The organism is Mycobacterium sp. E802, assembly GCF_001666875.1.
Lineage (GTDB): Bacteria > Actinomycetota > Actinomycetes > Mycobacteriales > Mycobacteriaceae > Mycobacterium.
Genome location: NZ_LZJD01000086.1, coordinates 38329 through 61925, shown reverse-complemented (window position 1 = coordinate 61925; position 23597 = coordinate 38329). Strand labels below are relative to the sequence as shown.

Annotated in this window: 28 protein-coding genes and 4 tRNA genes; 12 read left to right on the top strand and 20 right to left on the bottom strand. The window is 67.5% G+C overall.

Features of this window, described 5'->3' with window-relative positions; genetic code table 11:
* Positions 1 to 11: 11 nt before the first annotated feature.
* Both A5699_RS13255 and A5699_RS13250 read right to left on the bottom strand, forming a co-directional pair.
* Positions 12 to 1223: an acetyl-CoA C-acetyltransferase gene (locus A5699_RS13255; protein ID WP_067769891.1), complete on the bottom strand. Its 1212-nt coding sequence runs from the start codon at positions 1221 to 1223 to the stop codon at positions 12 to 14.
* Positions 1224 to 1765: 542 nt separating this feature from the next.
* Positions 1766 to 2905: an alkene reductase gene (locus A5699_RS13250; protein ID WP_369806698.1), complete on the bottom strand. Its 1140-nt coding sequence runs from the start codon at positions 2903 to 2905 to the stop codon at positions 1766 to 1768.
* A gap of 22 nt (positions 2906 to 2927) precedes the next feature.
* On the opposite strand from A5699_RS13250, the gene A5699_RS13245 reads away from it, so the two are divergent.
* Entirely contained in the window at positions 2928 to 4097 is a 1170-nt protein-coding gene (locus A5699_RS13245) for a pyridoxal phosphate-dependent aminotransferase (RefSeq protein WP_067769888.1), read from the top strand.
* Between the two features lie 14 nt (positions 4098 to 4111).
* Here the strand turns inward: A5699_RS13245 and A5699_RS13240 are convergent, their stop codons facing one another.
* The 9 genes from A5699_RS13240 to A5699_RS13200 all read right to left on the bottom strand — a co-directional run bounded on the left by A5699_RS13240 (position 4112) and on the right by A5699_RS13200 (position 11682).
* A complete protein-coding gene (locus A5699_RS13240) occupies positions 4112 to 4474 on the bottom strand; it encodes a WhiB family transcriptional regulator (RefSeq protein WP_369806697.1) in 363 nt (120 codons plus the stop codon).
* 159 nt (positions 4475 to 4633) lie between these two features.
* Positions 4634 to 5551, bottom strand: coding sequence for a TIGR03564 family F420-dependent LLM class oxidoreductase (locus A5699_RS13235; protein ID WP_067769885.1), 918 nt, complete (start codon positions 5549 to 5551; stop codon positions 4634 to 4636).
* A gap of 39 nt (positions 5552 to 5590) precedes the next feature.
* A complete protein-coding gene (locus tag A5699_RS13230) occupies positions 5591 to 6034 on the bottom strand; it encodes an SRPBCC family protein (protein ID WP_067769883.1) in 444 nt (147 codons plus the stop codon).
* 41 nt (positions 6035 to 6075) lie between these two features.
* Positions 6076 to 6954, bottom strand: a complete 879-nt coding sequence (locus A5699_RS13225) for a universal stress protein (protein ID WP_067769881.1) — start codon at positions 6952 to 6954, stop codon at positions 6076 to 6078.
* Entirely contained in the window at positions 6947 to 7849 is a 903-nt protein-coding gene (locus A5699_RS13220) for a universal stress protein (protein ID WP_067769879.1), read from the bottom strand. Before A5699_RS13220 ends, A5699_RS13225 begins: the two co-directional genes overlap by 8 nt.
* Positions 7850 to 7908: 59 nt before the next feature.
* The gene (locus A5699_RS13215) at positions 7909 to 8991 is read right to left on the bottom strand and encodes a CaiB/BaiF CoA-transferase family protein (RefSeq protein ID WP_067769877.1); all 1083 of its coding nucleotides are present in this window, start codon (positions 8989 to 8991) and stop codon (positions 7909 to 7911) included.
* 21 nt (positions 8992 to 9012) lie between these two features.
* Positions 9013 to 9453, bottom strand: a complete 441-nt coding sequence (locus A5699_RS13210) for an SRPBCC family protein (RefSeq protein ID WP_067769875.1) — start codon at positions 9451 to 9453, stop codon at positions 9013 to 9015.
* A 9-nt stretch (positions 9454 to 9462) separates the two neighbouring features.
* Positions 9463 to 11019, bottom strand: coding sequence for an NAD(P)/FAD-dependent oxidoreductase (locus tag A5699_RS13205; RefSeq protein ID WP_067769873.1), 1557 nt, complete (start codon positions 11017 to 11019; stop codon positions 9463 to 9465).
* Positions 11020 to 11076: 57 nt separating this feature from the next.
* On the bottom strand, positions 11077 to 11682 hold the full coding sequence (locus A5699_RS13200) for a TetR/AcrR family transcriptional regulator (protein WP_067770020.1): 606 nt from the start codon (positions 11680 to 11682) through the stop codon (positions 11077 to 11079).
* A gap of 90 nt (positions 11683 to 11772) precedes the next feature.
* Here A5699_RS13200 and A5699_RS13195 point away from each other — a divergent pair, with 90 nt between their 5' ends.
* Complete coding sequence (locus A5699_RS13195) at positions 11773 to 12249, top strand: DUF2834 domain-containing protein (protein WP_067769871.1); 477 nt, start codon at positions 11773 to 11775, stop codon at positions 12247 to 12249.
* On the opposite strand, the gene A5699_RS13190 is transcribed toward A5699_RS13195, so the two are convergent.
* From A5699_RS13190 to A5699_RS13180, 3 genes are read right to left on the bottom strand one after another with little or no spacing between them, the layout of a single operon-like run.
* Complete coding sequence (locus A5699_RS13190) at positions 12242 to 12859, bottom strand: TetR/AcrR family transcriptional regulator (protein ID WP_067770018.1); 618 nt, start codon at positions 12857 to 12859, stop codon at positions 12242 to 12244. The two genes, A5699_RS13195 and A5699_RS13190, sit on opposite strands and share 8 nt — an antisense overlap.
* Positions 12860 to 12882: 23 nt before the next feature.
* On the bottom strand, positions 12883 to 13143 hold the full coding sequence (locus A5699_RS13185; RefSeq protein ID WP_197508281.1) for a hypothetical protein: 261 nt from the start codon (positions 13141 to 13143) through the stop codon (positions 12883 to 12885).
* A 47-nt stretch (positions 13144 to 13190) separates the two neighbouring features.
* Complete coding sequence (locus A5699_RS13180; RefSeq protein WP_082957692.1) at positions 13191 to 13757, bottom strand: YdcF family protein; 567 nt, start codon at positions 13755 to 13757, stop codon at positions 13191 to 13193.
* A 302-nt stretch (positions 13758 to 14059) separates the two neighbouring features.
* On the opposite strand from A5699_RS13180, the gene A5699_RS13175 reads away from it, so the two are divergent.
* The 5 genes from A5699_RS13175 to A5699_RS13155 all read left to right on the top strand — a co-directional run bounded on the left by A5699_RS13175 (position 14060) and on the right by A5699_RS13155 (position 17407).
* Positions 14060 to 14968: a TIGR04222 domain-containing membrane protein gene (locus tag A5699_RS13175; protein ID WP_197508280.1), complete on the top strand. Its 909-nt coding sequence runs from the start codon at positions 14060 to 14062 to the stop codon at positions 14966 to 14968.
* Positions 14965 to 15828, top strand: a complete 864-nt coding sequence (locus A5699_RS13170) for a DUF692 domain-containing protein (protein WP_067770008.1) — start codon at positions 14965 to 14967, stop codon at positions 15826 to 15828. Before A5699_RS13175 ends, A5699_RS13170 begins: the two co-directional genes overlap by 4 nt.
* Complete coding sequence (locus A5699_RS13165) at positions 15825 to 16007, top strand: hypothetical protein (RefSeq protein WP_067770010.1); 183 nt, start codon at positions 15825 to 15827, stop codon at positions 16005 to 16007. The genes A5699_RS13170 and A5699_RS13165 overlap by 4 nt, the downstream gene beginning before the upstream one ends.
* 97 nt (positions 16008 to 16104) lie before the next feature.
* A complete protein-coding gene (locus A5699_RS13160) occupies positions 16105 to 16866 on the top strand; it encodes a L,D-transpeptidase family protein (RefSeq protein WP_231965708.1) in 762 nt (253 codons plus the stop codon).
* A gap of 181 nt (positions 16867 to 17047) precedes the next feature.
* Positions 17048 to 17407, top strand: coding sequence for a DUF2200 domain-containing protein (locus A5699_RS13155; RefSeq protein ID WP_067769867.1), 360 nt, complete (start codon positions 17048 to 17050; stop codon positions 17405 to 17407).
* A 122-nt stretch (positions 17408 to 17529) separates the two neighbouring features.
* On the opposite strand, the gene A5699_RS13150 is transcribed toward A5699_RS13155, so the two are convergent.
* The 4 genes from A5699_RS13150 to A5699_RS13135 all read right to left on the bottom strand — a co-directional run bounded on the left by A5699_RS13150 (position 17530) and on the right by A5699_RS13135 (position 18641).
* Entirely contained in the window at positions 17530 to 18165 is a 636-nt protein-coding gene (locus A5699_RS13150; protein ID WP_067770007.1) for a nucleotidyltransferase domain-containing protein, read from the bottom strand.
* Positions 18166 to 18341: 176 nt separating this feature from the next.
* Positions 18342 to 18415: transfer RNA gene (locus tag A5699_RS13145), tRNA-Phe, on the bottom strand.
* A gap of 41 nt (positions 18416 to 18456) precedes the next feature.
* A tRNA-Asp gene (locus A5699_RS13140) sits at positions 18457 to 18533 on the bottom strand.
* A 35-nt stretch (positions 18534 to 18568) separates the two neighbouring features.
* Positions 18569 to 18641, bottom strand: a tRNA-Glu gene (locus A5699_RS13135).
* Positions 18642 to 18776: 135 nt separating this feature from the next.
* On the opposite strand from A5699_RS13135, the gene A5699_RS13130 reads away from it, so the two are divergent.
* A tRNA-Lys gene (locus tag A5699_RS13130) sits at positions 18777 to 18852 on the top strand.
* Between the two features lie 82 nt (positions 18853 to 18934).
* Here the strand turns inward: A5699_RS13130 and A5699_RS13125 are convergent.
* Positions 18935 to 19300 carry a group 1 truncated hemoglobin gene (locus A5699_RS13125; protein WP_067769865.1) on the bottom strand — a complete coding sequence of 122 codons (366 nt, stop codon included), beginning with the start codon at positions 19298 to 19300 and terminating at the stop codon, positions 18935 to 18937.
* Between the two features lie 167 nt (positions 19301 to 19467).
* Between A5699_RS13125 and A5699_RS13120 the strand changes: the two genes are divergently transcribed.
* The gene (locus A5699_RS13120; protein ID WP_067769863.1) at positions 19468 to 19824 is read left to right on the top strand and encodes a DUF732 domain-containing protein; all 357 of its coding nucleotides are present in this window, start codon (positions 19468 to 19470) and stop codon (positions 19822 to 19824) included.
* Positions 19825 to 19948: 124 nt separating this feature from the next.
* Positions 19949 to 20533 (top strand): TetR/AcrR family transcriptional regulator, encoded by a 585-nt coding sequence (locus tag A5699_RS13115; RefSeq protein ID WP_067769861.1) that lies wholly within the window; start codon positions 19949 to 19951, stop codon positions 20531 to 20533.
* A gap of 226 nt (positions 20534 to 20759) precedes the next feature.
* Here the strand turns inward: A5699_RS13115 and A5699_RS13110 are convergent, their stop codons facing one another.
* Complete coding sequence (locus A5699_RS13110) at positions 20760 to 21194, bottom strand: hypothetical protein (RefSeq protein WP_067769859.1); 435 nt, start codon at positions 21192 to 21194, stop codon at positions 20760 to 20762.
* A 195-nt stretch (positions 21195 to 21389) separates the two neighbouring features.
* Between A5699_RS13110 and A5699_RS13105 the strand changes: the two genes are divergently transcribed.
* Complete coding sequence (locus A5699_RS13105; protein ID WP_067769854.1) at positions 21390 to 22388, top strand: acyl-ACP desaturase; 999 nt, start codon at positions 21390 to 21392, stop codon at positions 22386 to 22388.
* Between the two features lie 41 nt (positions 22389 to 22429).
* Entirely contained in the window at positions 22430 to 23563 is a 1134-nt protein-coding gene (gene dusB / locus A5699_RS13100; RefSeq protein WP_082957691.1) for a tRNA dihydrouridine synthase DusB, read from the top strand.
* Positions 23564 to 23597 lie beyond the last annotated feature (34 nt).

The following is a 23597-nucleotide window of genomic DNA, read 5'->3' as shown; positions in this document are numbered from 1 at the left end:
TTTCAGCCCTCTCAGACGCGCTCGATGATGGTGGCCACGCCCATGCCGCCGCCGATACACAGCGTGACCAGGGCACGCTTGGCGCCGCGACGCTCGAGCTCGTCGACCATGGTTCCGGTGATCATGGCGCCGGTGGCGCCCAGCGGGTGGCCCATCGCGATGGCGCCACCGTTGACGTTGAGCTTCTCGTCGGGGATGTTGAGGTCCTTCTGGAACTTCAGCACCACGGAGGCGAAGGCCTCGTTGAGCTCGAACAGGTCGATGTCATCGACGGTCAGGCCGGCGCGGTCGAGCACCTTCTTGGTGGCCGGGGTGGGGCCGGTGAGCATGATGACCGGGTCGGCACCACTGGTGGCGGTGGCCACGATGCGGGCGCGCGGGGTCAGGCCCTGGCTCTGGCCGGCTTTCTCGCTACCGATGAGCAGCAGACCGGCGCCGTCGACGATGCCGGAGCTGTTGCCGCCGGTGTGGACGTGGTTGATCTTCTCGACGTAGTGGTACTTCTGCAGCGCCACGTCGTCGAAGCCGCCCATCGCGCCGATGCCGTCGAACGCGGCCTTCAGCTTGCCGAGGCTCTCCACGGTCGTGCCGGGACGCATGTGCTCGTCGTGGTCGAGGACGACGAGGCCGTTCTGGTCCTTGACCGGGACGACGGACTTGGCGAAGTAGCCGCCGGACCAGGCCGCTGCGGCTTTCTCCTGCGAGCGGGCCGCGTAGGCGTCGACGTCGTCGCGGGAGAAGCCCTCGATGGTGGCGATCAGGTCGGCGCCGATGCCCTGCGGGACGAAGCCGATGCGGTAGTTGGTCTCCGGGTCAGAGGCCCAGGCGCCGCCGTCGGAGCCCATCGGGACGCGGCTCATCGACTCGACACCACCGGCCAGCACCAGGTCGTCCCAACCGGAACGGACCTTCTGGGCGGCCAGGTTGACGGCTTCCAGGCCGGAGGCGCAGAAGCGGTTGAGCTGGAAACCACCGGTGGTCTCGGGCAGCTTGGCCACCAGGCCCGCGGTGCGGGCGATGTCGCCACCCTGGTCGCCGACGGGTGAGACGACGCCGAGGATGACGTCGCTGATCAGCGTCTCGTCCAGGTCGGGGTAGCGGCTGCGGATCTCTTCGATCAGGCCGACGACCAGGTTGACGGGCTTGATCTCGTTGAGGGCGCCGCCGCGCTGCTTGCCGCGCGGCGTACGGATCGCCTCGTAGATGAAGGCTTCTTCGGACATGTCTGCTCCCCTGCCGTGTCGGCGTTCAGGTTCAGGTTGGGTTGTGGAACCGCCCCGTCACGAGTGCGGTTCTCTGAACGGCAGCGTAGCAGCCTCGCCCAACCCGTTGGTTGGGCCTGTGCTCAGCATCTCCTTCGCGGTCGCGTCACCGTTTTCGACCCAGGGCTGCTCTACGCGTCGTGCAGCGACCCTCACGTAGGAAACGGCGCGATAGCAGGCATACGCCGCCGCCGCCACGCAGCCCGGCGCACCGTTTTCGACCCCAGGGCTGCTCGACGCGCGCTGCAACGACCCTCACGTAGGAAACGGCGCGACAGCAGGCATACGCCGCCGCCACCACGCAGCCCGGCGCACCGATTTCCACACCAGGGCTGCTCGACGCCCGCTGCAACGACCCTCACGTGGAAAACGGCGCGACAGCAGGCACACGCCGCCGCCACCACGCAGCCCGGCGCACCGATTTCCACACCAGGGCTGCTCGACGCCCGCTGCAACGACCCTCACGTGGAAAACGGCGCGGCACTAAAGCACCCCGCCGCAGATCAGGCCGAGCGGGGCTCCTCAACCTCGGCCAGTGTCGGGTAGTCGGTGTAGCCGATCGGGCCCGGCGCATAGAAGGTCGACACATCGGGTTCGTTGAGTTCGGCACCCAGAACCAGCCGGTCGATCAGGTCCGGGTTCGCCAAGAACGCCCGCCCCACCGCGGCCGCGCTGATCGCGCCCCATTCGGCGTAGCTCTCCAGCTGGCAGAAGTCCGTCCCGGTGGCGCGCCCGGTGTTGAGCACGAACGTGCCTGGCCACAGCGCGCGCAGCACACCGAAATCGTGCGCCGCCGGGTCGATGACCACGTGCAGATAGGCCAAATCCAGCGGTTCGATGCGCTCCAGCAGGGCCTCGTAGGTGCCGATCGTGTCGGTCTCGCGCATGCCTCCGGCGGTGTTCCCGGGTGAGATCCGTAAGCCGACCCGGCCCGCGCCGATCTCGTCGACGACGGCCTCGACCACCTCGGCGGTCAGCCGGGCCCGGTTCTGCGGCGACCCACCGTAGGCGTCGGTGCGCTGGTTGACCACATCGGAGGCGAACTGGTGCAGCAGATAGCCATTGGCACCGTGAATTTCCACGCCGTCCATGCCCGCATCGATCGCGCGGCGCGCGGCGGCACGGAACTGCGCGACGATGGCCGGGATCTCGTCGATGTCGAGGGCCCGCGGCGTCGGCAACGGCTTCTTGCCAGTGGGCGTGTGGGTGATGACGTCCGCGGCGATCGCCGATGGCGCGACGGGTTCGAACCCACTGATCTCGGGGTGCGCCAAGCGGCCGACGTGCCAGAGCTGGACGAACATCTTGCCGCCCGCGGCATGCACCGCGTCCGCGATCTCCGCCCAACCGTGCTGATGGCGATCGGTGTAGATGCCCGGGGTGTTCATGTAGGCGCCGTTGGCGGTCTCGGCCACGGCGGTGGCCTCACTGATGATCAGGCCCGCGCCGGCGCGCTGCGAGTAGTACTGCGCGGCCAGCGGTGAGGGGGTGCCGTCGGCGTCGGCGCGCGAACGCGTCAGCGGTGCCATGAACAGACGGTTGGTGGCGGCGGTATCGCCCACCTGGATCGGCTGTAGCAATGCCGCGTCGGCGTTCAGTGTGTAGGTCACGCCGCATAAGAGCGTCGGCGGCGCGGCAATCATTCCCGCATTAGCCTCATGCAACATGACTGTCACACGGCTGCAGCCGTTCGCCGTCACAGTGTTCGCCGAGATGTCCGCCCTGGCGGCGAAGCTCGGTGCGGTGAATCTGGGTCAGGGGTTTCCCGACGAGGACGGCCCGGCCGAGATGCTCAAAATCGCGATCGACTCGATCTCCAGCGGCCACAACCAGTACCCGCCCGGGCTCGGCATTCCCGAGCTGCGGGCCGCGATCGCTGCCCAGCGCAAACGCCACTTCGGCATCGACTATGACGCCGACACCGAGGTGCTGGTGACCGTCGGCGCCACTGAGGCCATCGCCGCTTCGGTGCTGGGCCTGGTCGAGCCGGGCTCGGAGGTGCTGGTGATCGAGCCCTTCTACGACTCCTACTCGCCGGTGATCGCGATGGCCGGGTGCATCCGCCGGACCGTTCCCATGGTCGCCGAGGGTGCCGGCTTTGCGATCGACACCGAAGGTCTGCGCCGGGCGGTGACCCCGCAGACGAAGGCCCTGATCCTCAACTCACCGCACAACCCGACCGGTGCGGTGGCGTCGGACGCCGAGTTGCGAGCCATCGCGGCGCTGGCGATCGAGCACGATCTGCTGGTGATCACCGACGAGGTGTACGAGCAGCTGGTCTTCGGGGTCGAGCATCGCCCAATGGCCGGCTATCCGGGCATGGCAGGCCGGACCGTGACCATTTCCAGTGCGGCCAAGATGTTCAACGTCACGGGCTGGAAGATCGGCTGGGCCTGTGGACCTGCCGACCTCATCGCCGGTGTACGGGCCGCCAAGCAGTACCTGAGCTATGTGGGTGGCGGGCCGTTCCAGCCCGCGGTGGCCCACGCACTCAATCACGAGGACGGCTGGGTGGCCGATTTGCGCGAATCGTTCCGGGCCAAGCGGGACCGGCTGGGCAACGCGCTGGCCGACATCGGGTTCGAGGTACACGACAGCCGCGGCACCTACTTCCTGTGCGCCGACCCGCGACCGTTGGGTTACTCCGACAGCACACAGTTCTGCGCCGAACTTCCGCACAAGGCCGGGGTGGCGGCGATACCGATGTCAGCTTTCTGCGGACGGGAGGAGCATGCCGACAGCTGGAATCACTTGGTGCGCTTCGCATTCTGCAAACGCGACGACACGTTGGAAGAAGCGATCCGGCGACTCGGGGTGCTACGACCCCGCCGGTGATCCGGCTCGACCCGTCAGGAACCGAACCTGCTGCACAGCTTGACGGCACGCTCCCTGGCCGTCATCGCCCCCCAGATGCCGTAGGGTTCCGGGGCCGACAGTGCATGCTCCCGGCAGCGTTTCAGCACGGGACATTGCAGGCAGATCGCCTTGGCCGCTTCCTCCTGCCGGCGGAGCTTTCGGCCGCGAACCTCATCCGGGAAGAACACCTCGGCCGGATGGTCCCGGCAGCTGCCGTCGAGCTGCCAGCTCCACTCGTCGAGAGCCGGTGGCGGCAGGTTACGCGGGGACCGGTACACCGGGATCGCCGGACGTCCGGGCAGCTCCTGTGGCACAACAGGTTCCGGCGGCAGGCGGTCGAAAAGCGTGCGAGACAACGGCGATCACCCTTTGGACGGTATTAACGTGTGGCCTGTCATGCTGCCAGTCGCCTCGACAGCCCCGCGCTGTCATCATGTAAGGAATCCACCACAGATAGCGACACATTGTCGCTTGATTCCGCCCCGTAGCCGGAGCGCATGTGGTAGTGGGCAGGCCTATCCCAGCGAGGCAGCCACCTCCCACAGCGCGGCCAGATCCTGCGCCTCGGTCCGGATCGGGCTGAGCGCCACCTCGGTCGCGCCGGCGTCGAGGTAGCGCTGCAACTGCGCGTGGACATGCTTCGCGGATCCGATTGCCGCCAGCTCGACGATGCTGGAAACCTGTTCGCGGGCAATCACTTTCCGATACGACGGGATGGTCTCGTAGAACGCCAGCCGCGCTGCGGCAGCGTCGCGGGCCGCGTCGGCGTCGTCGTCGATCAGGGCGGGCACGATGGCCACCACCTGCGGTTGCGGCCGCCCTGCCGCGGTGGCCGCGGCGGTGATCGTCGGCACGATGAACTCTCCGACCGTGCGCGGCCCGGCGAGATACGGCAGCGTCCCGTCGGCCAGTTCTCCGGTCACCGCGAGCGCTTTGGGACCCATCGCGGCGACGTAGACGGGCACCGGCGCACCGCCGGGCACATGCACGGGCCACTCCGGGTCCGCGGTGAACTCGTTGCCGTGGAAGCTGACTGCGCGATCGTGGAAGACCGAGCGCAGGACCTGCAGGTGCTCACGCAGCCGGCCCACCGGATCGGCCCACACCGTGCCGAAGGCGCGGTGCTCGGGGGCATGGGATCCCAGGCCGATACCCAACGTGAAGTTCCCGTGGACGGCGGCCTGGGCCGTCTGCGCCGCCGACGCCACCACCAGCGGGTGACGCGGGTTGAGCGGCACCACCGAGGTGCCGACAGCCAGGCCGGGCACCGCGGCCCCGATCAACGCGGCCAGGGTGATGGCGTCGACGTCGAACTGCTGGGCCAGCCAGAGCCGGCGGACCCCGGCCGCATACGCGGCGCGGGCCTGTGCGATCGCAGCGTCGACGACGTTCGAGGCGGACGGGTTCAGGGCAAGGACGACTCCGGTCGGCATACCGGCATCAACAGCCCCCGGGCGCACCACAATTCCGTTTCACGCATGGTGAGCATTACTCATGACCTCCCGCCGGAGCCGCTCGATGGCCACGTCGAGCACCAGCTTCTTGCCCCGACGGATCAGGAAGTCCGGGATGGGCATCGCCAGGTCGACGATGATGTCGAACCGCACCCGGGTCCGGTCCATCTCGGGAGTGAGGTTGTATTCGACGTGTTGGCCGCATTGCTGGAGATTCGCTTCGGCATCCCAGACCATCCAGTTCTCACCCCAGTGGTATTCGAGAATCTCCTTGTCGGTGACCCCGAGAAGCCGCACCGTGGTCTTGACGTGATGGGGACGACCGTGCGGGTACCGGTCGAGCACATCGACCCGTCGATGCACCGGCGACCAGGCCGGCAATGTCTCGACGTCGGCGAGCACAGCCATGATCGCCTCGGGTGAGGCATCGAACACGGCCTCCCGCGAGGCCCGCACCGCCATAGGACCGAATGTAGCGGCCAGGCCGGGAACCGGACGGGATTTCAGCTACGCGCGACGATCACCGGTGCGGTGGAGGAATGGACGACGGCCGAGCTGACCGAGCCCAGCAGCATCCCGGTGAAGCCGCCTCGGCCCCGGCTGCCGACCACCACCAGTTGCGCGGTCTCGGCCTGCGCCAGCAGTTGGCGGGCGGGCCGGTCGGGCATGACCACCCGACGCACCGCGACGTCGGGATACCGCTCGCCCCACCCGGCAAGCTGTTCGGCCAGCGCCCGTTCGGCGCGCGGCGTCAGATCGTCCCACTTGATGTCGGGGAACTCGAAGTTCACATCGGTCCAGGTGTGCACCACGACGAGCTCCACCCTGCGTCGCGACGCTTCGTCGAACGCGATTTCGGTGGCCAGCTCGGAAGCCGGTGAACCGTCGACCCCGACGACCACCGGCGCCGTCGACGGCGGCTCGTTCTCCGGGATCACCGCAACCGGCCCATGGGCGTGCTGGGCCAGGCTTGAGCTCACCGATCCGAGAAGCCGACGTCCCCACTTGCCCAACCCACGGGAACCGACGACCACAAGGTCGGCGCGTCGGGAATATTCGATCAAGGTGGCGACCGCGTGGCCGGGCACGGCCTTCTCGACGATCCGGAGCGGGTGCGCGCCGGGCTTGGTCGTGGCGTCGACGGCGACCCGGCGTGCGGCGTCGAGAACGTTCTGCGCCTGATCATCCTGGGCCTGCAGATACTCCTCGGGCAGCGCGACGTCCAGCCAGACCGGCGACATCGCCCCGGGCAGTGCGTACACCAACGTGAGCTCGACGCCGCGAAGCTGGGCATCGCGTGCGGCCCAGGCCACCGCCGTATCCGATGCCGACGACCCGTCGACACCGACGACGATTCCGTGCCGGACGTCATGGTCACTCATGCAAATCTCCTGCCACCGCGCGGCAGATCATCACCGGAACGGGGCTGTGGTGCAACAGATTCAGGCTCGTCGACCCGAGCAGGACACCGGCCAGCGCGTTGCGGCCACGCGAGCCGACGACCACCAGCCCGGAATCCGTGACGTGCTTGAGCAGTGCCTTGCCGGGCGAATCGGGCTCGACGAAGCATTTGGCCGCAACCCCGGGGTGGCGTTTGTTGTGCACGTCGACAGCGTCGGTCAGCGCGGCGAGTTCGGCGGATTCCACACCGTCCCAATCGATCAGCAGCGGGATGCTGACTCCGGTCTCGGCCGGAGCGGCCAACGACAGCGACCGCACAGCATTCAGCGTCAGGCCGAACCGGTCGGCGAATTCGAACGCCATCGCCAACGCGGCCTGCGCGGCGGGGCTGTCGTCGGCCCCGACGACGACGGGCCCCTCCCCCGGTGCCACCTGATCCCCGCGGAAGGCCACCACCGGGCACGCGGCCCGGGTCGCCACCGATAGCGCGGTCGAACCGAGCAGCAGCGCCGCGGCCGGGGTGACGGTCTTGCCGCCGAGGACGACCAGCCGCGCCTGCCGGCTGGCCTCGATCAACACCTGATCGGCCGGCTCGTCGAACGAGACCGTGGACACCGTCAACGCGGGGTGTTCGTCGCGGACGGCCTGTTCGGCGGCCTTGAGGAACGTCTGCGCCATGTCCTGCTGATAGGACATCATCGCCGCGGTCAACGCGGCTGCGGTCTGAGTCAGGTTGCGGCCAAGCGATGGCAGCGCGTGCACGATGCGCAGCGGTGCGCCGAACCGTTCGGCGAGCGCGCCGGCCCACCGGGCCGCGGCGAGCGCGCCGTCACTGCCGTCGATTCCAACCACAACCGGGGCGTCTGAGGAAGTCACTCCTTCATCGTGGCGGCTGAGCGGCGCGATGGCCAGGGACCAAAGACTCTTGGTGCCGATCAGGTCCAGCCGATGTCGTCGAGGCTCGTGCTGGCCTGCGGCGGCTGACCGGGCGTGCCCGCCGCAGTCCGGGAGAACCGCGGGGCCGGTGCAGCCTGGGCCACGCCATCGACCGACACGAGCGTCGAGCGGGCCCGCAGGTGCTCGCTCTCGGCGGCCTCGCCCCAGGTGAGCACAGGTGTCACGCAGGCGTCGGTGCCGGCGAAGATCTCGGTCCACTCGTCGCGGGTCTTGGTGGCGAAGCGCTCGGTGAAGATGTCGCGCAACTCGTCATAGCGGGCCAACTCGAACTGCCCGGGGATGGCGGCGGCGTCCAGCCCGAGTCCGGCCACCAACTGTGCGAAGAACTGCGGTTCGATCGCGCCGACGGCCATGTAGCCGCCGTCGGAGGTCTCATAGGTGCGGTAATACGGGGCACCGCCGTCGAGCAGGAACGACTCACGCTCGTCGCGCAATGATCCGGTGGCCCGCATGGTCCACATCATCTGCGACAGCATGCTGACGCCGTCGACCATGGCCGCGTCGATCACCTGCCCCTTGCCGGATTTCTCCCGCTCGTACAGCGCGGTGGCGATGCCGATGACGACGAGCATCGAGCCGCCGCCGAAATCGGCGACGAGGTTGAGCGGGGCGACCGGCGGCCGGTCTCGATAACCGATCGCCGACAGCGCCCCGGTCTGCGACAGGTAGTTGATGTCGTGGCCCGCCGTGGTGGCCAACGGACCGTCCTGCCCCCAACCGGTGATGCGGGCGAAGATCAACCGCGGGTTGACGGCCTCGCACTCGGCCGGACCGACGCCCAGACGTTCGCAGGTGCCGGGACGGAAACAGTCAAGCAGGACATCGGCTTTGGCGACCAGCTCCAGCAACTTGCCCGGCTCGGCCTTGACGTCCAGGTCGACGATGCGCTTGCCCCGGTGCAGGAGGTCGACGTTCTCGGCCGGCATGGTCAGGCCGCCCGGGCGACGCACCCGTACCACGTCGGCACCCAGATCCGAGAGCATCATCGCGGCGTGCGGCCCCGGTCCGATGCCCCCGAGTTCGATCACGCGTACGCCGGCCAGGGGTCCCGTCTTCGTCATGGGGGCACCCTAACCGGCGGGCTACCCCTTCTTGACCTTGAGCACCTGCTTGCGCAGGCCCTCGGTGGCGGTCTCCACCCCACCCTTCATGGTCCGTTTCAGGATGAAGCCGGGCAGCGGAACCGACAGGTCGATCGAGATGTCGAACCGGACCTTGGTCTTGGCGCCGTCGGGAGTCAACGTGTAGCTGGCGTCCTGGGCCTTGAGTTGGCCGGCACTCACCAGCGTCCAGCTGACCTTGTTCTCACTCCAGGTGTATTCGATCACCTGCTCGTCGGTCAGCCCGGCGGCCTTGACCGTCATCTTCACGCGCTTGGGCCGGCCGTCGTCGTAGGTCTCGAGGATCTCGGCGCGCTGGTACTGCGGCGACCAGCTGGGCGTCGCCTCGACGTCGGCGACGACGTCGAGGATCTCCTGTGGGGTCGCCTCGATCACTACTTCGCGGGAATCACTGGTTGCCATGCGGCGAGATTACCCGTCCAGCATCGCCTTGGCGGCGTTGTAGCCGGGAATGAAGGTGATTCCCGGCCCACCGTGACACCCGGCGCTGGCCAGGTACAGTCCGTCGATGGGAATCGGTTGGCCAACATAGCCTTTGGGGCCAGGACGATTGGGACCCATCTGCTCGGGATGGACCAGGCCGTGGCAGTAGTCGCCACCGGGCGCGCCGAACATGGTGCCCATATGGCGCGGGGTGAAGGTGGTGTGCCGAATGATGCGGCGTTCGAAATCGGGTGCCAGCCGGGTGATCTTCTCGATCACCCGGCGACCCATCTCGGCTTTCAGTTCGCCGTATCCGGAGGCGGACTCCTCGACCGGGAACCACAGCGCGAAGGCCGATGCGGCGTGCTTACCCGGGGGCGCCAGCGTCGGGTCGTGGGCCGACGGAATCTGAAACGCGATGGCCGGATCGGCCGGCACGATCCCGTGGCGCGCATCCTGCCACTGCTGCTGCAATTCCTCCGGGGTGCTGAAAAGCCCGATGGCGGCTTGCATTTCGGGATCGTTGAGCAGTTCGTAGGGGGCCTCGAAGGTCGGCGCACCGTCGAGGGCGAAATGCATCTGGAGGTAGCTGCCGCGGTGGTCGATGTGGGTGTAGCGGCCCCGCACCTCGGCCGGTAGGGCATCCGGTTCGAGCAGGCCGGTGACCGTGGCGTCGGGGGCGATCGCCGACACCACCGTGGGCGCGGTGACGACACTGCCGTCGCCCAATCCCACCCCGGTGACGCGTCCGTCCTCGACCAGGATCCGCGTCACGCCGCTGCGTAGCCGCAGTTCACCCCCTGCGGTGGTGAGCCTGGCCGAAAGATGTTCGGTGAGCGCGCCGATGCCGCCTGCCAGCTTCTTCATCAACACGGCGTTCTCGTCGGGGACCGCCAATCCGTAAGCCAACGCGGCCGCACTGCCTGGCGTCTCGGGTCCGCGGTAGGTGGTGTTGACCGCCAGGAAGGCCAACATGCCACGCAGTGCACCGTGTTTGTCCCGATCCGGAAGGTAGCGGTCCAGCACCTCGCTGACCGAACCGAACAGCAGGTCGTCAACGGCAGCCCGTTCGGGTTCCGTTGCCGCACAGGCGTACATCTCGTCGAACGAGCGCGGTGGGCGTCCGGCGTCGAACCGGCCCAACGCGCGGGTCGGGGCCTGGCTCCAGGCCATCAGGCCGGCCATCCCGGTCACCGCGTCAGCGCCGTGTACCTCACCGAGGTGGGTGAGCATCTTCATCGGGTCGGAGTAGTAGACGACCGGCGGATCACCGATACCGCGCAGCGATACCGACATGACCTCCAGGTCCACCGTCGGCAACGCGTCCAGTCCGAGTTCGGCGCTGACCACCGCCGAGGTGGGGAACTGTAGTGACCCGGCAATCTCGAACCGGTATCCGTCGAACAACTCCACGGTGGCGGCCATGCCGCCGGCGTAACGCTTGGCCTCCAGACACAGGGTCCGGCGGCCGGCCCGTGCCAGCATCGCCGCGGCGGCCAGACCGTTGTGCCCCGCACCGATCACGATCGCGTCGTAGTCCGCCATCGACTGAGGCTGACACCGCGGCCAAGGTTTTGTCAATAATGACAAAACCTCAAGCGGTCAGAACAGGCCCGAGCGCAGCGACTCCAGCGCGGTCCGGCACATCCGGGCCAAATCGGGCAGCGACCGTTCCCCCGCGTCGTCACCGATCATCCACAGCTCCATCGCGCCGAAGACGGCGGCCGCCACGCACCGGGCCGTGACGACGATGCCCAGTCGGTCGTCACCTTGCGACCCCGGGACCCGCCGCGCGGCAAGGAGTTCGGCGATGGCGTCGGCGAAGTCGGATTCCACCTGACGGATGTGGCGGACGATGCGGTCCGGATCCAGTTCGGCCGCGCGCATGCCGGCGATCTTGGTGACCGCGTCGACGTCGTAGGGAAACGCCAGGATTGCCGACTGCACCGAGTCGAGAATCGATTCGGTCGCGGGCCGCTCGGCCAGCGCGGCGCGGAACCAGTGCAGGCCCGCGTCGTAATCGGCGAACAGCAGATCATGTTTCGAGGTGAAATGCCGGTAGAAGGTGCGCAGTGAGACCCCGGCGTCGGCGGCGATCTGTTCGGCCGACGTGTCCTCCACGCCCTGGGCCAGAAAGCGCACCAACGCTGCCTGGCGCAGCGCCTCGCGCGTGCGCTCACTGCGTGCGGTCTGCGCAGGCCTGGCCATGGGGTGCAAGTTACCGCATGGCGACGCGATCACCGCTTCGTCCAAAATGTCAACATTGACAAAACTTGGTTCAGCGAGTGTGCTCACGCCATGGTGTCGCTCATCGTTCACGCGGTGCTGGGCGTGGCCGTCGTCGCGCTCGTGATCCGCATCAATCCCCGCATCTTCTCGCGCCCACCCGGCCCGGCGCTCTCGCGCGTCGAGCTGGCGTTCTACGTCGTCGGCCTCGCATCGATCCCGATCTGCTGGTACTTCAACTCGCAGTTCGTCGCCGAATACGCCCCACCCGGCGGCAACCCGATCTGGGGGCCGGGCAGCTGGACCGAGTTCATCGCACTGGGATACACCAACCCGGCGGCCAGCTCCGCCAGCGCCGACTACACGATCGCCAATGTCATTCTGCTGCCGCTGTTTACGATCATCGACGGGATGCGACGCGGTATCCGGCACCCGTGGCTGTTCTTCGTCTCGAGCCTGTTCACCAGCTTCGCGTTTGCCTTCGCGTTCTACTTCGCCACCATGGAACGGCAGCGTCGCCACCAGCAGGCCGCGGTCGCGGTCAGGTGAGCGGTGTGAGCATCGCGGTGCAGGCCAACACGGCGTCCTCGGTGATGTCCCCGATCTGGCCACCGCTCTCCACGGTGATCGCGGTGAGCTCCCGCAACCCGCCCAGCATCATGATGGTGCGTCGACGCGAGATCTGTACCCCGGCCGAGCGGAACGCCTCGGTGCTCGTCATCGCCTGCACCAGGGCGATGAACTTCTCCATGGATTCGCGCTGCAGTGCCCGCGCGGAGGCGCCCAGGGTCGGCAGATCACGGATCCACGCCACCATCAGTTCCGGGTGAGCCTGGTAGGAGCCGATCCACCCTTCGACCGCCTGGCGCACCTGCGCCTGCCACGGCGCCTGCTGGTCGACCGCACCGGCAATCTCCCGCACATGCTTGGCGTTGACGCTGGTCAACAGGGCCACGAAGCAGTCTTCGCGGCTGTCGAACTGCTCGTAGAACGTGCGTCGAGAAGTCTTGGCCCGCCGCACGATGTCGGCCACCGTGGTGTTCTGGTAGCCGACCTCGATGATCGATTCGATCAAGGCGTTGAGCAGACGTGATCGAAACGCGCTCTTGTCGGTCGCAGGGCTCTTCTCGGGTGCGGCGGACGTGGTGGGACTGTTCATCTCGGCCTGCATCGTAATGCCGGTCAGCGCCGCACGGTGGGGCTGTGCCCGAAGCTCGAGCGCGCCTCGGAACTGGCGTTGGGCGGGTGATTCTGCCGGAAACTCAGGCACGCGCCCAGGCCGCCGCCCACGCAGGGAACACCGTTGACCGTGGGCACCGGCCCACCCGAACGGTTTCCGGTCGGATCGAAGGGCTCCGGTTGGGCGGTGGCCGCCGGGGCCAGGGCGATGGCGGCGGCGCAGCACCCGACGAGCAATCGGGATAGCCGGGCTGCTTTACGCATCGTCGTCACACTTTCGTCCAAACAACCATCAGCCTAGTCGCCGGCGCTCAACCGATCGGCGTCAACGGACTCAACACATCCCTGACGAACTGGGCGATGTTCACCGAGGGATTGCCGTCCGGGAAGCTCACCGTGGCCAGCACGTTGCCGCCCGCGTCGGCGAAGTTCTGATCGGCGCGGCCTTGATGGGTCGAGGAGGTCACCACGATGATGCCCGTGGCGCCGGCCTTCTTCGCCAACGGGACCGAGAACTGTGCGTTCTGAACCGTGCTGTTGGCCCTGTCCTCGACGATGATCCGGTTGGCCGGAAAGCCAAGCATGAGAAGCAGATTGCGCATCTGCGCAGCTTCGGTCTGGCCGTTGCGGGGATTGCCGCCGGTGACGATCACCGGGGACTGCGGGAATGCCTGGGCGATCGCCAGGCCGGTGAGCACGCGGTGATACAGGATCGCGCGCATGGAACCGTCGGGCTTGAGCCCGTAGCCGAGGATGACGATCGCAGGCTTGGTGAAATCCTTGCCGGCCACCGGCGGGGCGGCCTGGGCGATCCCTGGGATCACCCCGCCGCAGGCCACCGCCAGGGCCAGCGCGCAGGCCGCCAACGCTCGGCGCACGGCTTCACCCCCAGAAATTTGCGACACGCGTGATTATCGATGCTTCTGGGGGCGATGTTACAGATAGGGTCCACGAGGCGCAGTGTGCCTACTGTGACCTCCGGCGGTTCCGTTCCACCAGCCCCCGCCGCACGAACTTCCTCATACAACCGCCATCGCGGCCTCACCGACTTCTGTCCTACGGCGTGCACGCTGGCTGATCCAGCCGGGCCGATGACCACTCGTGCCGCCTGAAACTTGTGACCGGTAACCGGCACAGCCGCGGCACCGTGGTCTGGACCGAACACCAGGAGGTGACTGTGATGTCGATCGAGAAACTCATCGATTGGTACGCGTCGGCGATGTCCGACGCGGGGTACGGCTATCTGGCCGTGTTGGCCGCGTCAGTGGTCTTCGCGGTGACGTGGCGGATCGTGATGACCCCGCGCAAGCCTGCAGTGACCGAACCCCTGAACCCGACCGAGCTGGCCTTTCTACGCTCGAACGTTGCCCCGGTGGTCACCGCCCTGGCGGGCCTGCGCGCCGCTAACCGGATCACCGGAGACCGGCGGGTGGACCGCACGGTCGCCACGCAGGAGACCGACCCGTTCACCGCTCGGGTGTTGGCACGGGCAGCCGCCGACCCCGAGCACACGGTGTCGGGCCTGTTCTCCGCATCCGAAGACGACCTCACGGAGCTGGAACAACGTCTGAGCGACCGCGGCCTCGTACACAGCCGGGCCGAGCGGGCCACCATCCGCTGGGGCACCGCGCCTTTGATCATGGCCCTGATACTCGGCGTCGGCTACGCCATCTACCTGGGACCCTCGCTGTCCGAGCAACCTCGCTTGGCGGTGACGTTCGCCGCGGTGGTGGTCACCACCGTGTTGTGCGCGACGCTCGTGCTTCCGCACCTGCTCGAGGTGAATCGGTTGACCCGTGCAGGTCGCAAGCTGCTGGCCGCCAAGCAGGTTGAGCTCGCCTACCTGGATCCAGCGAAGCGTCCCGCATTCGAGACCTACGGTGCCGTCGGAGTGGCGTTGTCCGTCGCCCTGTTCGGGACCGGCGCGCTGTGGGTGCTCGACGGCGACTATTCGAGCTCTGTGGAACTTGCCGGCGGCGATTCCGGTGGCGGCGCCGACGGCGGCGGGTGCGGGGCTTCCTGCGGCGGCGACGGCGGAGGTGGCGGCGGTTGCGCAGGGTGCGGCGGCTGTGGCGGGTGCGGCGGATGACCGCACCGCGCGCCGTGCCCACACTGGGCGACCTGGGCCTGGGGTGGCGCCGCGAGATCGCCGGGGTGATCGCCGATTTGACGCCGGGGTTCTGCGAGGTGATCGCCGAATCGGTGCCGATGCGTCGCCGCCGGACCCGGCCGGAGCCGATGCTCGCCGGGCTCGCGGCGGCCGGCGTCCCAGTGATTCCCCATGGGGTGGCGCTGTCGTTGGGCGGCGTGGAACCGGTGCAACCGGCCCGGGTGCGCCGGTTGGCGGCTTGCGCACAGGCACTGGGGTCACCACTGGTCAGTGAGCACGTCGCGTTCGTGCGCGCCGGCGGCGTCGAGGCCGGCCACCTGCTGCCGGTCCCCCGCACCCACGAAGCGCTGGATGTGTTGGCGCGCAACATCAAACGCGTCACCGACCAGCTTCCGGTGCCACTGGCGGTGGAGAACATCGCCTCCTTCGTGGAGTGGCCGGAATCGGACCTCAGCGAGTCGGAGTTCCTGACCGAGTTGGTCGAGCGCACCGGAGTGCTCCTGGTGCTCGATGTGGCGAATGTCTATGCCAATGCCCGCAACCGGGGTCTGGACCCGCAACGGGAACTGGCCCGGCTGCCCGTCGAGCGGGTGGCCTACAGTCACGTGGCCGGCGGGCGCGAAGGGGAAGATTTCTATCACGACACCCACACCGACCGGACACCTACCGAGGTGCTCGAGCTCGTCACGGCATTACGTGACCGGGTGGATACGCCGTTCATGCTGGAGCGTGACGGCCGGTACCCACCGGCCGCCGAACTGTTCGACGAGCTGGACGCGATCGCTGCGGCCGCGGGGGCCGCACCGATCACCTCGCGCGCACGAAAGGCGTGGGCATGACCGAGTCACTGGCGCGGCGACAGGAGGCCCTGGTGCGGGCGCTCGTGGCCGGGGGCCCGGTGCCGGCTGGATTCGACCCGGCGGCGGTGGCCGCGGCCGGTGAGGTGTGCCGGCACAAGCGGTACGCGCATGCGGGTGCCGCTCCGCGTCGGCGGCGGTGGCGGCGGGTGCGGCGTTGAAACGCCGGCAGCCCAACCAGCGTGACACGATGGCGAGATGAGCTACGGGGCGACGGCACGGCTTTTCGGCGCGTTGAGGGCAGCCGCAGCGGCTTCGATGGTGGGCGGTGCGCTGGTGCTGGGCGCCGGTGCCGCACAGGCAGACCCGGCCCCGTTCGAGCCACCGAGGCTCGTGCCCGCCGACGGCGCGACCGTCGGTGTGGCACAACCGGTCATCATCAACTTCCCGGGCCCTGTCGCCGATGCCGGTGCCACCGAGAACGCCATCCATATCTCATCCGTCCCGGAGGTGCCCGGCAAGTTCTACTGGATAACCCCGACGCAGCTGCGCTGGCGTCCACTGAGCTTCTGGCCCGCCCACACCGCCGTCACCGTCGATGCCGCCGGCACGGTGTCCAACTTCGCCATCGGGGACGCCGTGGTGGCCACGGCCAACGACACCACCCACCAACTGACCGTCACTCGCAACGGGACCGTGGAGAAAACCATCCCGATGTCGATGGGCATGGCGGCCGGCGGCCACCAAACTCCGAACGGCACGTTCTACGTCCAGGAGAAACTGCCCTCGGTGGTGATGGATTCGTCCACCTACGGTGTCCCGGTCAACTCGCCAAACGGATACAAGCTGAACGTCGATCTGGCCGTCCGGTTCGACGACAGCGGTGACTTCGTGCACAGCGCGCCGTGGTCGGTGGCCGATCAGGGCAAGCGCAACGTGAGCCACGGCTGCATCAACATCAGTCCTGCCAATGCGAAGTGGTTCTTCGACAACGTCAAGGCCGGCGATCCCATCATCGTGCAGAACTCCGGCGGCGGCGCCTACCCCCGGTACGACGGCTCCAACGACTGGCAGATCTAGTTTTCGAGAAGCGCCACGGCGGTTCCCACAATCGTCGCCAGCGGTCAATTGCAGCCGGTCACCACGAGATCCCCCTACCTCGTGAGGGCCTCCGAGCGCCAAGCCGGTCGCGTCAGCCGATGAGGCACGCACGCAGTCTGACACCGCGGTCACAGACGCCACCACGCCGTAGCCTCGACGCATGGAGCACCGGATCTTCGGCACCGCCGTCGCCGCGGTGTACCCGCACTACCTGGCGAAGATGCAGCGCAAGGGTCGCACCCAGGCCGAACTCGACGAGGCCATCTGCTGGCTGACCGGGTTCGACGAGACGACGTTGCAGCACCACCTCGACGACGAGACGACATTCGCGGAGTTCTTCGCCGACGCCTCGCTGAACCCAAACGCCTCGATGATCACCGGCGTCGTGTGCGGGGTAAAGGTGCAGGAGGTCGTGGATCCGCTGATGCGCAAGATCCGCTACCTGGACAAGCTCGTCGACGAGCTGGCACGCGGCAAGCCGATGAACAAGGTGCTGCGCACGGCACAGCCCGGCGCCTAGGCGATCAAATCCCGAATGGGTCGCTCTCGTCGGTTGCCCAGGCGGGGTTCGGGACGGGTCGGGTTGAGCTTGGGATTCATGCGGACGACCCGCGAACTATCCGCGGGCAGCGACCGCTTGCTTCAGGACTTCCTCGCCGCGCGCAGCTGCGCGTTGAACCAGGCCCGCCTCCCTGCGACCGTCTGGCCTTGCTTCGACACTTCCTGGAACAGAGGCTCACCTGCGGCGGCCGCGGCGCGGAACTCATCCTCGGTGTACTCGACGATTCGGCCGTCGTTTCCGGTCCACGCGGTGACCAGCCGGGCAAGTTCGGTCAACCGCTGGTCCCACGCATCGTCGTCCTCGGAGTCGGCACTGCGGACCAAGAACAGGTCGATGTCGCTGTCGAGCTTCATGCGCCCGGTCGACGCGGAGCCGAACACCGCGGCGTACTTCAGATCCTTGCACCACTTGTCGTCGAAGTGCTCTTTCAGTCTGCTGAGGAACGTGGAGTTCAGCCGCGACAGCATCCTGATTGGCTCGGCCGCGAGGTGCTCGACATTGAGGCGGTAAGTGTGGGTTCTACCCACCTCGTCGTGCAGCACCACGCCCTGCGCGGTGAGCCGGTTGAGTACCTTGCGGATGCCCTCCCCCGACGCCGTGGTGAGGATGCGCTGGACCTGGCTGATCGTGAACGTGACGTCTGCACTCGCCAGGACAGCAAGCACGTCGCCGTCGAGCGTCGGCGTCACCGTTGCGAACGGCTTGTTCAGCTGCATGACCCGCATCCTTCTCTAACTAAAGTTAGAGCAACACAACTATAGTTGGATTAGATTGAATGGCAATCCGCCTGCCACGCCATGTACAGCCGATGTCTCACCTATCAGATTCGGGCTTCCGAGCAACAGGCTCCGCAAACAAAAAAACCCACCGTCGCCGGTGGGTGTTCTCTCAGTGGCCAGGGCCGGGATCGAACCGGCGACCTTCCGCTTTTCAGGCGGACGCTCGTACCAACTGAGCTACCTGGCCGGAAGGCACCGGCTCTTGCAAACCGAACTGCCTCGCCGTGATGGCGACCCTGACGGGACTCGAACCCGCGACCTCCGCCGTGACAGGGCGGCGCGCTAACCAACTGCGCCACAGGGCCTTGCTTTCCTGCGTGCTCCACGTTTCCGTGGTGCGTACCCCCAACGGGATTCGAACCCGTGCTACCGCCGTGAAAGGGCGGCGTCCTAGGCCACTAGACGATGGGGGCCTAATCCGAATCTCTCCGGGGCACTCGTCAACCTCGTTCGTTGGGAGCTTCGATAGCTTAGGGTACAGATGCCCAAATCCTCAAACCGTGTGGTCGCAACACCAATTTGCCTCATCTTGTACCCTGTCTTCTCGCGCCCCTATAGCTCAGTTGGTAGAGCTACGGACTTTTAATCCGCAGGTCGTAGGTTCGAGCCCTACTGGGGGCACCAGACGCCCGCCGAAAGGCGGGTTCACGGTCGCCGTTCACGCGCTCCGCGCGCCGTCCGTTCACGCGCTCCGCGCGCCGTCCGTTCACGCGCTCCGCGCGGTCGCGATCTCGTCGGCCAGCGGCGCGATCGTGGCGATGATCTCGCCGACGGTCGCCGCCGCGACTCCGGCGTCGGTCAGGCTGTCACCGAGATGGCCGGCGACCAGGCTGAAGTGGTGCATGGTGATCCCGCGCCCCTGATGGACCTGGCGCATCGGCGCCCCGCTGTAGCGCACCGGCCCACCCAACGCGGCGGCGAAGAACTCCACCTGCTTGCCCTTGAGCCGGGCCATGTTGGTGCCGCTGAAGAAGCCGGACAGTTGGTCGTCGGCCAGCACCCGCCGGTAGAAGTCGTCGACGACGGTCTCGAGAGCCTCGGCACCGCCGATCTGGTCATAAATGGTCGTCATGGCGACAGCCTCGGCGAGAGCCGTTGCCAAGCAATTACCCAGGGGTAGCAGCTCGGCTACGGCGATCTCACAGGCACCGGGATTTCGGCCACGTGGGCAAGCGCCTTCGGCCGGGCCCGTTTATCGTTGAGCGCGGGGTCGGCCGTTTTCGATGAAGGAGTCACCGCATGTCCTCCGGGCGCCTGAGCATCCGCGTCACAGCCACGGCGATCTGCGCTGCCGCGATGGCAGCGGGCGCCGCTTTCGGGGTGGCGCCGGCGCATGCCAACGCTCAGGACGACCAGTTCTTCACCATCGTCAAGGATCTAGGGGTGCCGACCAACTCCGCGGAGGAGGCCGGCACGGTGGGGCGAGGCGTCTGCGACGCGGTCGAAAAGGGCAAGATCGAACCGGCCCGCACGGTGCGCGGCATCATCAACCAGTTGCGCAACCAGGCCGGCATCGACAAGGGCCAGGCCACCCACGTGGTGTGGGGCGCGGTCAAGGTCTATTGCCCGCAGTACGCCTCGCTCGTCGGACGCTGACGCGCGGCGGCGACGCCCCGGCAGCCCGGACAACCTGCGCATCCGCTGGTCACCGAGCACGGCGCAGAAGTATCTTGTGTCGCAGGTGTGACAACCTCTGTTGCCACGGACGCTAGGAGTTGATGTGCCATCCGCTCAACGGCGCGGCCGATGGTCTGGCGTTCCCCTACCGGAGCGTGCGGCCCGTCGCCGCGACGAGCTGATCGCCGCGGGCGTCACGTTGCTGGGCAGGTCCGACGGCCCCGCGGTGACGGTGCGGGCAGTGTGCCGGGCCGCGGCACTGACCGAGCGGTACTTCTACGAGAGCTTCACCGACCGGGACACCTTCGTCCGGGCCGTCTACGACGACGTCTGCGCCCGCGCAATGGCCGCGCTGACCACCGCGGTCACTCCTCGCGAGGCGGTCGAGCAGTTCGTCTCGCTCATGGTCGACGACCCGATGCGAGGCCGGGTTTTGCTCCTGGCCCCGGAATCCGAGCCGGTGTTGACCCGATCGGGCGCGGAGTGGATGCCCAACTTCATTGGGCTGCTGCAGCGCAAGCTGACCCGAATCGCCGACCCGGTGCGTCAGGCCATGGTCGCCACGAGCCTGATCGGTGCGCTCACCGCGCTGTTCACCGCCTACCTCGATGACCGGTTGCCGGCCAGCCGCGAACAGTTCATCGACTACTGCGTCGACATGCTGGTCGGCCGGGTGGGCAGCTTCTGAACCGGACTATTCGTCGGGGGTGCTGGCCTCGGCGACACCGTCCTGCTCGGCCGCGGCAGCCTCGTCTGCGGCTTCTTTGGCCTCCCGGCCGGCCGGGCTGGCGACAGAAGCGCCCGGGTGGTTCCCCCTCTGGCGTCGAATGTCAAGCCGGAGGGGAAGTTACCGATCGATGTTCGAAAAACCTTGTCGCGCAATCAAATTGCGCGTGAACGCTGCGCGTCCGACGTTACTCGTTCGGAGTGCTGACCTGTTCGAGTTGCTGCTGCTGCTCGGCGGCAGCCTCGTCGGCGGCAGCCTTGGCCTCCCGGCCGGCCGGGCTGGCCACCGACGCGCCCGGGTGCTCGGCGGTGGCATGGTCACCGTCGCAGTTCAGCGCGACCATGACCTCCCCATCGGCATGGCCGAACTCGCCGCCACCGTCACGCACGAACGGTGCGTCCCACGCGTTGGTGACGATGCAGTCACCCTGGGACAGCTTGCTGCCCACGGTCACGGCGACCTTGGCGCTCGCGCCGCTGTCCTCGATGGCAGCCGAAGCGTCCGAGTACTTCTGCCCCACCACGTCAGGCGCGGCGGCCGCGAGGCCCGAACCGAAAAGAAGGGATACCGCCGCACCGGTGGCGACGGCAGTTCCAGCGCCAACGACGATGAGCTTCTTCACGTGTGCCCAACCTCCGAATGTGGGTAACCAACAGCTGTTAGTGCGGATCGTACCGCCGCAAACCGCGCGCCGCAGCGCTCATGTGACACACGCGGAGTAACTTGAATGTCACCGAGTTACACAGATATATTGACTGCAACCAACAGGTACAGATAACTGAGCGTCCGGAAGGGCGCCAAGGAGAGTTGAGGGCATATGTCGCAGGAATACACGGACCTGCAGCTCCTGCACGAACTCGAGCCTGTCGTCGAAACCAGCATCAACCGCCACATGCGGATGCGTAAGGACTGGAACCCGCACGACTACATCCCCTGGTCGGACGGCAAGAACTACTACGCGCTCGGCGGTCAGGACTGGGAGCCCGGGCAATCCAAGCTGTCCGAGGTCGCCAAGACCGCGATGATCCAGAACCTGCTCACCGAGGACAACCTGCCCTCCTATCACCGCGAGATCGCGATGAACATGGGCATGGACGGCGCCTGGGGCGAGTGGGTCAACCGCTGGACCGCCGAGGAGAACCGCCACGGCATCGCCCTGCGCGACTACCTCGTCGTCACCCGCGCGGTCGACCCCGTCGAACTCGAAGAACTGCGCGTCGAGCAGGTCACCCGCGGCTTCTCCCCCGGCCAGAACCAGCAGGGCGACCTCTTCGCCGAGAGCCTGTTCGACTCCGTCATGTACGTGTCGTTCCAGGAGCTCGCCACCCGCGTCAGCCACCGCAACACCGGCAAGGCCTGCGATGATCCGATCGCCGACCAGTTGTTGCAGCGCGTGTCCGCCGACGAGAACCTGCACATGATCTTCTACCGCGACGTCTCGGCGGCCGGCCTGGACATCGCCCCCAACCAGGGCATCGCCTCGCTGCACCGCGTGCTCGACAACTTCAAGATGCCCGGCTACACCGTGCCCGACTTCCGCCGCAAGGCCGTCGTCATCGCCGTCGGCGGGGTCTACGACCCTCGCATCCACCTCGATGACGTGGTGATGCCCGTGCTGCGCAAGTGGCGCATCTTCGAACGTGAGGACTTCACCGGCGAGGGCGCACGGCTGCGTGACGACCTGGGCCGCATCGTCGAAGAGCTCGAGGACGCCTGCGACAAGTTCGAGGTCGCCAAGGAACGCCGCCTGGAGCGTGAGCGCAAGATGGCCGAGAAGAAGGCCATGAAGAACCTGCTGGTGTCGTCATCGTCGTAGCAACTCCCCCCGCCGAAACGGCAGCGCCGGCCCGATCCCAACTGCGGATCGGGCCGTTCGCGTTGCCCAGTCCCGTCGTCCTCGCCCCCATGGCCGGCGTCACCAACGTGGCGTTCCGCACGTTGTGCCGTGAGCTTGAGATCGCCCGCGCCGGAACGGTCAGCGGGCTGTATGTGTGCGAGATGGTGACGGCACGGGCCCTGGTCGAACGCCATCCGGTGACCATGCACATGACGACGTTCGCGCCCGAGGAATCGCCGCGCTCGTTGCAGCTGTACACCGTGGACCCCGAAACCACCTACCTGGCGGCCAAGATGATCGCCGACGAGGGCATGGCCGACCACATCGACATGAATTTCGGCTGCCCGGTGCCCAAGGTGACCAAGCGCGGCGGCGGATCGGCACTGCCCTACAAGCGGAGGTTGTTCGGCCAGATCGTGGCGGCCGCGGTACGCGGTGTCGCGGGCACCGACATTCCGGTGACGGTGAAGTTCCGGGTCGGTATCGACGACGCGCACCACACCCACCTCGACGCCGGGCGCATCGCTGCCGAGGAGGGCGCCGCGGCCGTCGCGCTGCATGCCCGCACCGCCGCGCAGCGCTACTCCGGTACCGCCGACTGGGACCAGATCGCGGCCCTGAAGGCCCATGTCACAAGCATTCCGGTGCTGGGCAATGGCGACATCTTCGAGGCCGACGACGCGCTGGCCATGATGGCCGCCACCGGATGCGACGGCGTGGTGATCGGCCGGGGCTGCCTGGGCCGCCCCTGGTTGTTCGCCGAGCTGTCGGCAGCCTTCACCGGCCGCCCGGCCGCCACTCCCCCGACTTTGGGGGAGGTCGCCGACATCGTGCGCCGGCACGGCGAACTGCTCAGTGAGCACTTCGGTGAGGACAAGGGCATGCGGGACATCCGTAAGCACGTGGCCTGGTACATGCACGGGTTCCCGGCCGGCGCCGATCTGCGGCGCGGGCTGGCCTTGGTCAAGACTCGGCGGGAGCTCGACGAGTTGCTCGACCAACTCGACCCGGACGTGCCCTTCCCGGCGGCGGCCGGCGGTCCGCGCGGGCGCCAGGGCTCGGCCGCCTCGGTGTCGCTGCCCGAGGGCTGGCTCGACGATCCCGACGACTGCGCGGTGCCGGTGGCCGCCGACGTGATGAACTCCGGGGGCTGATCCGTTGTCGTCGAGACGACATCGAGATGGCTCT